The sequence below is a fragment of the Burkholderia sp. Leaf177 genome (assembly GCF_001424345.1).
Taxonomy (GTDB): Bacteria; Pseudomonadota; Gammaproteobacteria; order Burkholderiales; family Burkholderiaceae; genus Caballeronia.
In genome coordinates this window covers 56,802-69,520 of the sequence record NZ_LMPF01000007.1, presented here as the reverse complement: position 1 = coordinate 69,520, position 12,719 = coordinate 56,802, and the positions used below count along the sequence as shown (strand labels likewise).

Here is a 12,719-nt window from a genome sequence, read left to right as displayed (position 1 = left end):
CCAAAAGCAGCTTTTAAGAATTTACTCAAGATGGAGTTCACGGTTGCACGTGATACTTTGTCAACTTAATTGGACTTCAAACTTGGCGCTTCAGCGCTTTGCTTTAGTTCTAAAATTATTAGGAGAGCGACGCACGATAAATCTCAATTGATGCGTCGACCAGTTAAAATTTAATCCGCGAAGCAGTACAGGAGCAACCTTGGCAAGCACAACAAAAATCGTCTACGATCCGGACGATGGATTACCTGTTATGGAAGTCGGACGTTGGGTTACGGAAGAAAAGCATCGAATAATTAAACGATACATTGATGCGTCTTGGGCTGCGCGTCAACGATTCAAATATCAACGTAGCTATATAGATTTGTTTGCCGGAACGGGGCGAGTAAAGATAAAGCACACGTTCGCGTTTGCGGATGGCGGTCCGTTGGCTGCTTGGAATATGGCGCAACAACGCCGGGGTACATTTTCAGACTTTTTCATAGCCGACGCTGACCCGAAGTTCCTTGAAGCATGTGACGCTAGACTGCGAAAATTAGGAGCGCCGGTGCGTTCGACGGTTGGCAGGGCTGACCGTACTATTGATTGGGTTCTTCCAAAACTTGATCCGCAAGGTTTTCATCTCGCACTACTTGATCCATACAACGCAGGTAATCTTCACTTCTCGATTATTCAGAAATTATCCGGGTTGAGAAGAATCGATATCGTGGTTCACCTTAGCACGGGCGATATCCAACGCAATATTGCCTCTGGGCTTCGCAGTGAGAGTTCTCCGTTGGATAATTTCGCGCCGGAGTGGCGTTCAACAATTCGCAAGCAATCATCGAAACAGGAAATGCGTCAAGCTTTCATCGGTCATTGGAAGTTGCTCGTTAACGCCACTGGTCTTCGAGTTTGCGACACCATGTATCCGGTGAGGAACAGCAAGGATTCGACAATGTACTGGCTGTGTTTGCTAACCAAGCACGAACTGGCAGAAAGGCTATGGCGCGACGCTTGCGACATACGTAATAAGACACTTTTCTAGAGGCGTACCGCCGGTATACTGCGGTACGTCCACATAGCCGCTGCTCTTATGGCCACAACCACAAATATCGAATGGACTGAGATGACATGGAACCCTGTGACGGGTTGCATCAAAATCAGTCAGGGGTGCAAGCACTGCTACGCAGAGCGCATGGCGAAGCGCTTAAATGCGATGGGTAGCAATCGCTATGAAAACGGCTTTGCTCCAACACTCCATTACGATTTAATCGATACACCTCGACGCTGGAAAAGGCCGCGAACAGTCTTTGTAAATTCCATGAGCGACCTGTTCCAGGAAGACGTTCCGCTTGAATTCATTCAGGCAGTCTTTAAGACCATGGTCGAATGCCCGCAGCATACGTTTCAGGTCCTTACTAAACGCTCGGCTCGCCTGGCGGAACTGGCACATCTTCTTCCTTGGCCACCGAACGTTTGGATGGGTGTGAGTGTAGAAGACGAGCGCGTTATTGGACGCGTGGTCGATTTAGCCTCCACTCCGGCGAGAGTGAAGTTTCTTTCATGTGAACCGTTGATTGGACCACTCGACAAACTGCCCCTGTCCGAGATCGATTGGGTGATCGTTGGTGGCGAGTCTGGAAGCGGAGCGCGTCCAATGAACGAAGAGTGGGTGCAGTCGATACGCAAGCAATGTCGTGCGTTTCGAACGGCATTTTTCTTTAAACAGTGGGGCGGGGTGCGCAAAGATCGTACGGGTCGAGAATTGAATGGCCGAACATACGACGAGATGCCACGATACGGGAAGTCGCGCGCCGAGGCGAACACGGAAAATTTCCGACACGCGGTCTAGCTGAGAACCCGGCGCCGACCTTACTTGTTTACTAACCCCGATGTAAGCAGTTACGTAGTCCAAAGCCGCAACGGTTTTGCATCGATACCGTGAATGATCGGGCGCAACGTTGACCAGCATTGCGTCATCAAAAGCTGAAGCGGTTCCATCGATAAACTCGCCGCTCGGATGATCAGAACGCCGGGCGCCACGCAAGATGCGGCGGCGCGAACTGTATTGTTGAACGGAAGGTTTGCGCTGATCGATTCGGCTAGCGCGTCGTCGCAAGCGGGACCGAGCGCCCAGAGCGTGCCGTATGCGGGAAAACTAGCGAGGCCTTGCGGCGCGTGACGCAACGGATCGTCCGCCGTGAGCAGCGTGCGTTCGAACCAGCGCAGCCGGCCGTTCTGGTCCCTGATCCGCGCGATGGAAACGAGCTTTCCCTCCGACCATCGTTCGCCGGCTGCCTGACGGCCCAGCTGCATCGCGTCCCAGCCAATGGCTGTTGCCGTCTCGTCCAGCGTCAGCGTGAAATCCAGCGATACGTTCGACGCTTCGAACACGATGTTGTTCTGCGGCAGCCAGTCGAGTTTCGCGTTCGCGCCGACCTCGATGTCGATGCGCTGCGTCGCGAGCTTGCCGTTCGCCTTGTACCACTTGGTCGCGCCGGGCGTGGTGATGACGGCGTGGGTTTGCGCGGCCAGATTGATTTCTATCGCCAGACGGTCGCCGCCCGCCACACCGCCCGGCGGATGCACGATCACCGCGTGGCAAATGGCGTCGCCTTCCGGGTACAGCGCGCGCTGCATGCGCAACGGACCGACATGCTTGCGATGCGTCAGCGCCGTGCGCGCCGGCGATTGATGCGTAAATCCGAGTTCGAGCTTGCCGTGCCATTCGTCGGCGTCAGGCAGCGGTAAAAGTGCAGCGACAGGTTCGTGATGCATAAGGCGTCAAAGATCGGGGCGAGCCGCCATGTTACGGCGCGCGTCAGACAGCGATCAACTCCCGCACGCCTTCGGCTTCCATATCCGCGCCCGCGCCGCCCGCGACAATCTCGCCGCGGCTCATCACCCAATAACGGTCGGCGAGCTCGCGCGCAAAGTCGTAATACTGCTCGACGAGCAACACGGTCATGCCCATTTCATCCACGAGTTGACGCAACGTGCGCCCGATATCCTGAATGATCGATGGCTGAATGCCTTCGGTGGGTTCATCGAGAATCAGCAGTTGCGGTTCGCTCATCAGCGCGCGGCCGATTGCGAGTTGCTGTTGCTGGCCGCCCGACAAATCGCCGCCGCGCCGGTGTTTCATCTCTTTGAGCACGGGGAAAAGTTCGTAGATACGATCCGGTACTTTCGATGGCGCCTTGCGGCTCGCCGCGCCGACCAGCAAGTTTTCTTCGACGGTGAGCCGCCCGAAGATATCGCGTCCTTGCGGCACATAAGCAAGTCCGCTCGATACGCGCTTGTAGGTGGGCATGGACGAAATCTTCGCGCCGCGCCATGCAATCGTGCCGCTTTTCGTGGGGACGACGCCCATCAGGCAGCGCAGCAACGTCGTCTTGCCAACGCCGTTGCGGCCGAGTAATACGGTGAGTTTTCCGTCGGGCACGGTCATCTTCACATCGCGAAGAATGTGGCTGCCGCCGTAGAACTGGTTGAGTGAATCGACTTCGAGCATTTCTGAATTCCCGTGTTGGCCGGATTAGCGGCCGATCAGCGACCGAGATAGGACTCGATCACTTTCTCGTCGCGCTTCACTTCGTCGAGCGTGCCGTGCGCGAGCACGCTGCCTTCGGCCATGACCGTCACGCGGCCGGTGTCGCCGGAAAGCGCCGCGACGAATTCCATGTCGTGCTCGACGACCATCATCGAACAGGTGCCGCGCAGCTTGTTGAGCAATTCGGCGAGTTGCATGGTTTCGTGATCGGTCATGCCGGCGGCGGGTTCATCGAGTAAAAGCAGAGCCGGCTGTTGCATCAGCAACATGCCGATTTCCAGACGCTGCTTCTGGCCGTGCGACAACTCGCCGGCGAATCGCGTGGCATCGGCTTCGAGATGGATCAGTTCCAGCGTTTCTTCTATGCGCGCCTGCGCCTCGCGATCCAGCCTGGATCGTAGCGATGCCAGCCATCCCTTGTCGGTTTTCATCGCGAGTTCGAGGTTTTCCCAGACCGGATGATTCTCGAACACGGTCGGTTTCTGGAACTTGCGGCCAATACCCGTACGCGCGATAACCGGCTCCGACATGCGCGCGAGATCGAAGGTCTGGCCGAGAAAAACCTTGCCCGAATCGGGACGCGTCTTGCCGGTGATGACGTCCATCATCGTGGTTTTACCCGCGCCATTCGGGCCGATCACGCAGCGCAACTCGCCCACGTCGATAGACAACGTCAGCTTGTTCAGCGCCCGAAAACCGTCGAAGCTCACGGTCACGTCTTCGAGATAAAGAATCGTGCCGTGCGATACATCGATAGCGCCCGGATCCAGCACATGGCCCAGGCCCGTGATGCCGTTCTGGTTACGCTCGTTGAGTTCGGGCAGCGGCGGCAGGTCCACGATCAAGGCGTTGTACGCGTCAGGCGAGTTGAGTGAAGTGATCAATGTGGATGTCCTCCAGCTTTTTTCTTGCGCATCGCCATGTCGATAAGACCCATGATTCCGCTTGGCAGCAACAAGGGCACGAGCGTGAAAATGAGGCCCAGAAAGAACAGCCAGTACTCGGGGAAATTCGCGGTAAAAAAGCTCTTCGCGCCGTTCACCGCAAACGCGCCGATGATCGGCCCGATCAACGTCCCGCGTCCGCCGACAGCCACCCAGATCGCCATTTCGATAGAGTTCCCCGGCGACATCTCGTTCGGATTGATGATGCCGACTTGCGGTACGTACAACGCGCCCGCGATGCCGCACAACACCGCCGACACGGTCCAGATGAACAGCTTGTACGCAAGCGGGCTATAGCCCAGAAACATGAGCCGTGCTTCGCCATCGCGCACGCCGGTTACAACGCGTCCGAGCTTCGACGTCACGATTGCACGCGCCGCGATAAACGCAAGGATCAGCACGCCGAGCGTCATCAGGAACAACACGGTTCGCGTGCTGGCCGCCGTGATCGGAAAGCCCGCGATGCGCTTGAAATCGGTGAAACCGTTATTCCCGCCAAAGCCGGTTTCGTTGCGATAGAACAGCAGCATCGCGGCGAAGGTCATGGCTTGCGTGATGATCGAGAGATACACGCCTTTCACGCGCGAGCGGAACGTGAAGAATCCAAAGACCCAGGCAAGCACGCCCGGCACCACGATCACTAGCAGCAACGCATACCAGAGATGTTCCGTGCCTTGCCAGTACCAGGGCAGCTTGTGCCAGTCGAGGAACACCATGAAGTCGGGCAGGTCGCTCTGATAATTCCCCTCACGGCCGATCGAACGCATCAGGTACATGCCCATCGCGTAACCGCCGAGCGCAAAAAACAGCGCGTGGCCGAGACTTAAAATGCCGCAATAACCCCACACGAGATCCAGCGCCAGAGCGCCGATTGCATAGCACATCAGCTTGCCGACGAGCGTCATGGAATAAGCGCTGAGATGAAACGCGCTCGACTCCGGCAAGACCAGCGCGGCGATCGGCACGCAAATGCCCATCGCGATGATGAACGCAATCAGCGCAATCCAGCCGCCGCGCGGCAAGAGAGCGGCGCGCGGCGGCAGGCCCAGCGCGAAACCTTCGCGCTTCGCCTGCTCGTCGGGCTGTGGTGCGACATCGAGATTCGCGGAGACGTTGGGTGTATTCACATTGAACCTCGCATCTCAAACCTCGGCGCTGCGGCCCTTCAGTGCAAACATGCCCTGAGGACGCTTCTGGATGAACAACACGATCAGCACGAGCACCGCGATCTTCGCGAGCACCGCGCCCCAGAACGGCTCGATCGTCTTGCTGACAAGCCCGAGCCCGAATCCGCCGATAACCGTTCCCGCCAGTTGCCCGACGCCGCCAAGCACGACCGTCATGAATGAATCGATGATGTAGCTCTGCCCCAGATCCGGTCCGATATTGCCGATCTGCGACAACGCGCATCCGCCCAATCCGGCAATGCCCGCGCCGAACGCGAACGCATAGGAATCCACGCGCGCTGTCTTCACGCCGACGCACGCCGCCATGCGGCGGTTCTGCGTGACGGCGCGAACAAAAAGGCCAAGCCGCGTCTTCGTCAGCACGACCCACGCAAGCAGCACGACAACCAGCGAGAAGCCGAGAATCGTCAGGCGGTTATAAGGCAGGATCAGGTTCTGCATGACCGACACGCCGCCGCTCATCCACGAAGGATTTGTCACCTGGACGTTTTGCGCGCCGAAGATCGTGCGCGTTGCCTGAATAAGAATCAGGCTGATGCCGAACGTAGTCAGCAGCGTTTCAAGCGGACGTCCATACAGATGTTTCAACACCAGCCGTTCGAGCACGATGCCGACAACCGCCGCCGCCGCAAACGAAACCGGCACCGCGAACAGCGGATACCAGTTGAACGCGGCGGGCGCGTAATGCTGCACGAGGTTCTGGACCACATACGTGGCGTACGCGCCGATCATCAGGAATTCGCCGTGCGCCATGTTGATCACGCCGATCAACCCATACGTGATCGCAAGGCCCAAAGCGGCCAGCAACAAGACGCTTCCCAGCGATAAACCCGCGAAGATCGTGCCGACAACTTGTCCGCGCCGTTGAATGGAATCGAGCTCTTCTATACCCGCCTGCGCCGCAGCGCGCACGCGTGCATCGGGTTCGGCGAAGGTGCCGTCGGCGTTCTTCACGACGATCGGACGCAACAGTTCGTTCATATCCAGGTCGTGGCGCGCCGCGACCAGTTGCACGGCTTCGAGGCGCTTGTTGGCGTCGGTATCGTGAAGGGCGGTCGTCGCCCAGAGCGTATCGAGGCGCTTTTTAAGCTTGGGATCGGTCTCTTGCGCGCGGGCTTTATCGACGAGCGGTTTGATCGACGGATCGGCGTTCTTCAGCAATTCATCGATTGCCGCGCGCCGCTTTTCAATATCCGGCGATGCCAGTTGCAATCCGGACAACGCGCCAGACACCTTCGAGCGCAGCAGATTGTTCAATGTGACCGGTTGCGCATCGGGCGCTTCCACCGTCTTGTTGGTCAGCGGGTCCTTGTTGCCATCGTCGGTTTGAATCAGCACCTTGCCGGCGTCGGTGGCAACGAGCGTGCTGTCGGAAAGCGCGTTGAGAACCGCGACCGAAGGTGCATCGGCGTTCGCAATCAGCTTGTCGATGGCAGCGGATTTGGCATCGAAGTCGTCGGCGGCGAGGGGCGCGAGGTCATCGGCTGTCAGCGCGGCGAACGCGGCCAGCGGCATGCAGGCAATCAGGATTGCGCAGAGGCCACGGCGAGCGAAGCGAAAAATCGAATCAGTCATGAATGGCCTGTCAGGTAGAACGTGCGAACCGCCGCTCTTGTATTTGTGCTTCGAGCGCGGCGGTCCGGTCTTCGACTGAATACTTACTGAGGCTTATGCAACGCGACGGCGGCGCAGGAATTCCGGAATCGAGCTGACCACATCCGGCTTGCCCTCGTTACCCGGAATGTACGGGCTCCACGGTTGCGCGCGGATCGCGGTCTTCGTACGCCACACGACGTTGAACTGACCGTCGGCACGCACTTCGCCGATCATCACCGGCTTGTGCAAATGGTGATTGCCGTCCATCTCGAGCGTGAAGCCGCTAGGTGCCGCGAACTTCTGGCCGACCATCGCCACACGCACTTTGTCCACATCCGTACTCTTCGCTTTTTCGACCGCCTGCTTCCACATGTGGATGCCGACGAACGTAGCTTCCATGGGGTCGTTCGTCACGCGCTTCGTGCCGCCCGGCAAGTTGTTCTTCTTGACCCAGTCGGCGAACATCGCCTTGAACTTCGTGTTCTCCGGGTTCTTCAGCGACATGAAGTAATTCCATGCGGCCAGATTGCCGACCAACGGTTTTGTATCGATACCGCGCAGTTCTTCTTCACCCACCGAGAACGCGACGACCGGAACATCCGTCGCTTTCAATCCTTGATTGCCGAGTTCCTTATAGAACGGCACGTTCGAATCGCCGTTCACCGTCGAGATCACGCAGGTCTTGCCGCCTTGCGAGAACGTCTTGATATTTGCCACGATGGTCTGATAGTCCGCGTGGCCGAACGGCGTGTAGACCTCTTGAATGTCGTCGTCCTTCACACCCTTCGAGTGCAGGAACGAGCGCAGGATCTTGTTCGTCGTGCGCGGATAAACGTAGTCGGTGCCAAGCAGGAAGAAGCGCTTGGCGCCGCCGCCTTCCTTGCTCATCAGGTATTCGGTGGCGGGGATGGCTTGCTGGTTCGGCGCTGCGCCCGTGTAGAACACGTTCTTCGACATTTCTTCGCCCTCGTACTGCACGGGGTAGAAGAGCAGGCCGTTGAGTTCTTCGAACACTGGCAACACCGATTTACGCGATACCGACGTCCAGCAGCCGAACGTCACAGCCACTTTGTCTTGCGAGATCAACTGACGGGCTTTTTCGGCGAAGAGCGGCCAGTTCGATGCCGGGTCGACGACCACCGGTTCGAGTTGACGCCCGAGCACGCCGCCGCTTGCGTTGATCTGGGCGATGGTCATCAGCGCAGTGTCTTTCAGCGATGTTTCCGAGATCGCCATCGTGCCCGAGAGCGAATGGAGAACACCGACTTTGATCGGTCCGGTATCGGCGGCTTGCGCTTTTGAAATGGGCAGTTGGCCCGCAATCGCGAGCGCGCCCGACATGGAGCCGAACTTCAGGAGACTGCGTCGTTTCATGTAATTCCCCTTGCCGATATGTTTGTTTTAAAGCGGGTGTCTGGTGGATTTTTAATATCGCTGACGGAGAGTCAGTTAAAGGGACACTGCAAGGGGTATGCCAATGTGACGAGAACGCTCGATGGGCGTGGGTTTCAGGCGGGAAGGGGCGTTGGCATGCGCCGACGCGATTCGCCGGATGCATGGTTTTGGTGCGTGCGCAGTGTGAGCGCCTTAGGGCGGTGCGGGAGGCGCGGAGGTGGAGCGTGGGAGAGTTGCGCTGCAATGGCCGACGTAATCACCGGCGTGATCTGCGATTTGAGCAGAGGAAGTTTGCGTCACCGAACGCTTGCATTCGATAACGCAAACGCAAGCCTTATCGATTCACCATCCGCTTCGGCGCGCTCAACGCCAGCAACCCGCCCAGCACCATGAACGCGGCGAGCATAAACATGCCGCTGGCATTGGAAGCCGTCACTTGCTTCAACCAACCCACGAGATAAGGGCTCAAAAACCCTGCCAGATTCCCAAGCGAGTTAATCATCGCGATCCCGGCAGCGGCGCCCGTTCCAGCCAGCATTGCCGTCGGCAGACTCCAGAACAGCGGCAGCGTAGTGAGAATGCCCATGGTTGCCAGCGTAAGACCGAGCATTGCCAGAGGCGTATTAGTGGACCACACGACCGATAAAACCAGCCCCAACGCCCCCACCGCCGCAGGCACGGCAATATGCCACCGACGTTCGCCGCGCTTATCGGCACTACGCGCAACGAGCAACATGCCGATCACAGCCGCACCAAACGGAATCGCCGACAACAAGCCGATATTCAGCGCATCCGTGACGCCCGTCGCCTTGATGATCGTAGGCAACCAGAAACTCACGCCATACAGACCCATCACGAACGAAAAGTACGTCAGGCTCATCAGCCACACGCGGCCGTTTTTCAGCACTTCGCGCACGGGCATATCGACCTTCTCGACATTGTCCTTCGCGATATTCCGCTCCAGCAATTCCCGCTCTTCCGTGGTCAGCCATTTGGCCTTTGCAATCCGGTCATCCATGAAAATAAAAACTAGAACCCCGACCACGATCGATGGAATGCCTTCCAGCAAGAACAACCACTGCCACGAATGCCAGCCGTTGACGCCATCGAAGTTCTTCATGATCCAGCCCGATACCGGACCGCCGATCAACCCCGAAACCGCAATCGCCGTCATGAACAACGTGGTCATGCGGCCGCGCCGTTCCGCAGGAAACCAGTACGTGAGATACAAGATGATGCCAGGGAAAAATCCCGCTTCGGCGACGCCCAACAAAAACCGCATCACGTAGAACATGGCGGGCGTGGTGATGAACATCGTGAGCGCCGAAAGAATGCCCCATGTGATCATGATCCGCGCAATCCACACGCGCGCGCCGACCTTGTGCAAGATGACGTTGCTCGGGATCTCGAAGATGAAATAGCCGAAGAAGAAGATGCCTGCTCCAAAGCCATAAACGGCGTCGCTCAAGCCGAGATCGGTGGACATTTGCAGCTTGGCAAAACCCACATTCACACGATCCAGATACGCGACCACATAACAAAGCAGCAACAGCGGCGAGAGCCGCCACGCGACTTTCTTGTACGTTGCCGCCTCGAAGGCTGAAGGTGGTGCGCCCGCGCCCGGCCGGTGAAACTCACCCGCTGTACTGGCCATGCTGTCTCCTGAATATTCTTATCGGTTGGAACAACGATTCTAGTCGTTGACCATGGCTTGCAAGCGTCTGTTTTATATGGGGAAAACACCGATCAATGTGTGTTCCCCACACACCTTATACGCAGCGTCCGCCGTCCACTTCCAGCGCCACGCCGGTGATGAACTCGGCGTCATCGGAGGCGAGATAAAGCGCCGCGTTCGCGATGTCTTGCGGCGTCGAGAGCCGGCCTAAAGGAATGGTCGAGAGAAACTTCTGACGGTTCGCGGGCGTGTCTTCCATGCCCATAAATTCGGACAGCAAACCGGTTTCACCCATCACGGGGTTGATGCAATTCACACGAATGCGATCCGGCCCGAGTTCGACGGCTAATGCCTTGCTGGCAATGATCACCGCCGCCTTGCTGCCGTTGTACCAGACCAGACCGGGGCGCGGCCGCACGCCCGCCGTCGATGCAACGTTGATGAACGACCCGCCGCCGACGGACCGGAAGTAGGGCACGAATTGCGTAACGCTGTGATAGATGCTTTTCACGTTCACCGCATACACGCGATCGAATTCGGCTTCGGTCACTTCCATCACCGGCTTATTCCGGTGCGTCGTGCCCGCGTTGTTCACCACGACCTGAACGCTGCCGAAGTCTTCGATGGCGGCATCGAAAAGCGTCTTCCAGTCGGCTTGTTTCGTTACGTCGCCGGCGACCGCAATCGCCTTGCCGCCGCTCACCGCAATCTCGCTCGCAACCCGTTCCGCCGATGCCCCGTTGAGGTCGTTCACCACGACGTTGGCGCCGTCGCGCGCAAACGTCTTCGCGATGCCTTCGCCGAATCCCGATCCGCCGCCCGTCACAATTGCTGTCTTGCCTTGCAGTCTCATGTCGTCTCCAGGTCTTGATTAATTAACCGTGTTTAATAGCGATGGTTTTAAGCACCGTGAATCCATATAACGCTTCGAAGCCTTTCTCGCGGCCATGTCCCGAGTGCTTGACGCCGCCAAACGGCAATTCGACGCCGCCGCCCGCGCCATAGTTGTTGATGAACACCTGACCCGATCGCACCTTTCGCGCAATGCGCATTTGCCGTCCGCCATCGCGTGTCCACACGCCCGCGACCAAACCGAAATCCGTGCCGTTGGCGAGCTTGATGGCGTCGGCTTCGTCGTCGAAAGGCATCGCGCAGAGGACCGGCCCGAACACTTCTTCGCGCGCCAGACGGTGTGACGGCGGGACATCGCGCAGAAGCGTCGGCGCCTGATAAAAGCCGGCTTCCGGCGCTTCTGAAACCACGTCGCCCTGCGCGGCCATCGCGATGCCGTCGTGTTGTGCATCGGAGAGAAAATCCCACACGCGCTGCTGCTGCTTTGCGCTGATGAGCGGCCCGCAGTCCAGGTCGAGCTTGCTGGGTCCGACCTTCAGCGCGCTGAATGCTTCGCTCAAACGCTCCAGCAACGGCTCGTACGCCGACCGTTCGATCAACACGCGGCTGCCGGCCGAGCACGTTTGCCCGGCGTTCTGCACGATCGCCGAAACGAGGACGGGAATGGCGGCATCGAAATCGGCATCGGCGAAGACGATCTGCGGCGATTTCCCGCCGAGTTCGAGCGTGACAGGCACGTGGTTATCGGCGGCCATCTTGACAACGGCCGCGCCGGTCGTGGGAGATCCGGTGAACGAAATATGATCGATGCCCGGATGCCGCGCGAGCGCCGCGCCGGCCTCGTATCCATAACCCGTGACAATGTTGAGCGCGCCTTCCGGCAAGCCCGCCTCGGCGGCGAGTTCGGCGATCCGCAATATGGACAGACACGCGTCCTCCGCCGGTTTCACCACGCACGCGTTGCCCGCCGCGAGCGCCGCGCCGACGCTGCGCCCGAAGATCTGCAGCGGATAATTCCACGGCACGATGTGCCCGGTCACGCCGTGCGGTTCGCGGATGGTCAGCACGGTGAAGCCGTTTTGATACGGCAGGGTTTCGCCATGAAGCTTGTCGGCGGCGCCCGCGTAGAACTCGAAATAGCGCGCGATGCCCGCTGCATCGGCGTGCGCTTGCTTGAGCGGCTTGCCGGTATCGCGTGCTTCGAGGTGGGCGAGTTCGTCCTGATGGGCGGCGACGATCATCGATAACCGGTACAACACGCGTCCGCGATCCGCCGCGCTCGCATGGCCCCATTCGCCGTCGTAGGCGCGCCGTGCCGCCTGAACCGCCCGGTCGATATCCGCCGCATTGCCGCGGCCGAGTTGGGCGAAAACCTGGCCATCGGACGGATCGAGAACGGGAATCGTCTCGTTGCTCGCCGCCGCGATCCACTTGTTGCCGATGAAATGCTTTGCCTCTTCCATGCCTGACTCCTGTCTCCGTAGCTTGGTTGAATGGACGCGCGCGGTCCGCTCATTGTCCGGCGGCCATGCCACGCG

General features: G+C 58.7%; 11 protein-coding genes. 2 read left to right on the top strand and 9 right to left on the bottom strand.

Annotated elements, in window-relative coordinates:
• Positions 1-199 precede the first annotated feature (199 nt).
• Together ASG35_RS09485 and ASG35_RS09480 are read left to right on the top strand one after the other, a co-directional pair.
• Positions 200-1,024, top strand: a complete 825-nt coding sequence (locus ASG35_RS09485; protein WP_056355901.1) for a three-Cys-motif partner protein TcmP — start codon at positions 200-202, stop codon at positions 1,022-1,024.
• Between the two features lie 48 nt (positions 1,025-1,072).
• A complete protein-coding gene (locus ASG35_RS09480) occupies positions 1,073-1,831 on the top strand; it encodes a DUF5131 family protein (RefSeq protein WP_056355899.1) in 759 nt (252 codons plus the stop codon).
• A 50-nt stretch (positions 1,832-1,881) separates the two neighbouring features.
• Here the strand turns inward: ASG35_RS09480 and ASG35_RS09475 are convergent, their stop codons facing one another.
• The 9 genes from ASG35_RS09475 to ASG35_RS09435 form a co-directional block, all read right to left on the bottom strand.
• Positions 1,882-2,757: an urease accessory protein UreD gene (locus ASG35_RS09475; protein WP_056355897.1), complete on the bottom strand. Its 876-nt coding sequence runs from the start codon at positions 2,755-2,757 to the stop codon at positions 1,882-1,884.
• Positions 2,758-2,800: 43 nt separating this feature from the next.
• Entirely contained in the window at positions 2,801-3,493 is a 693-nt protein-coding gene (gene urtE, locus ASG35_RS09470) for an urea ABC transporter ATP-binding subunit UrtE (protein WP_056355895.1), read from the bottom strand.
• Between the two features lie 35 nt (positions 3,494-3,528).
• Complete coding sequence (gene urtD, locus ASG35_RS09465) at positions 3,529-4,356, bottom strand: urea ABC transporter ATP-binding protein UrtD (protein WP_235527499.1); 828 nt, start codon at positions 4,354-4,356, stop codon at positions 3,529-3,531.
• A 56-nt stretch (positions 4,357-4,412) separates the two neighbouring features.
• Positions 4,413-5,603 (bottom strand): urea ABC transporter permease subunit UrtC, encoded by a 1,191-nt coding sequence (gene urtC, locus ASG35_RS09460; protein WP_056355894.1) that lies wholly within the window; start codon positions 5,601-5,603, stop codon positions 4,413-4,415.
• A gap of 15 nt (positions 5,604-5,618) precedes the next feature.
• Positions 5,619-7,238 (bottom strand): urea ABC transporter permease subunit UrtB, encoded by a 1,620-nt coding sequence (gene urtB, locus ASG35_RS09455; RefSeq protein ID WP_056355892.1) that lies wholly within the window; start codon positions 7,236-7,238, stop codon positions 5,619-5,621.
• A gap of 93 nt (positions 7,239-7,331) precedes the next feature.
• The gene (gene urtA / locus ASG35_RS09450; protein ID WP_056355891.1) at positions 7,332-8,633 is read right to left on the bottom strand and encodes an urea ABC transporter substrate-binding protein; all 1,302 of its coding nucleotides are present in this window, start codon (positions 8,631-8,633) and stop codon (positions 7,332-7,334) included.
• Between the two features lie 355 nt (positions 8,634-8,988).
• Entirely contained in the window at positions 8,989-10,308 is a 1,320-nt protein-coding gene (locus tag ASG35_RS09445) for an MFS transporter (protein WP_056355889.1), read from the bottom strand.
• Positions 10,309-10,423: 115 nt separating this feature from the next.
• Positions 10,424-11,182: an SDR family oxidoreductase gene (locus ASG35_RS09440; RefSeq protein WP_056355887.1), complete on the bottom strand. Its 759-nt coding sequence runs from the start codon at positions 11,180-11,182 to the stop codon at positions 10,424-10,426.
• A gap of 22 nt (positions 11,183-11,204) precedes the next feature.
• Entirely contained in the window at positions 11,205-12,644 is a 1,440-nt protein-coding gene (locus tag ASG35_RS09435) for an aldehyde dehydrogenase family protein (protein ID WP_056355885.1), read from the bottom strand.
• Positions 12,645-12,719 lie beyond the last annotated feature (75 nt).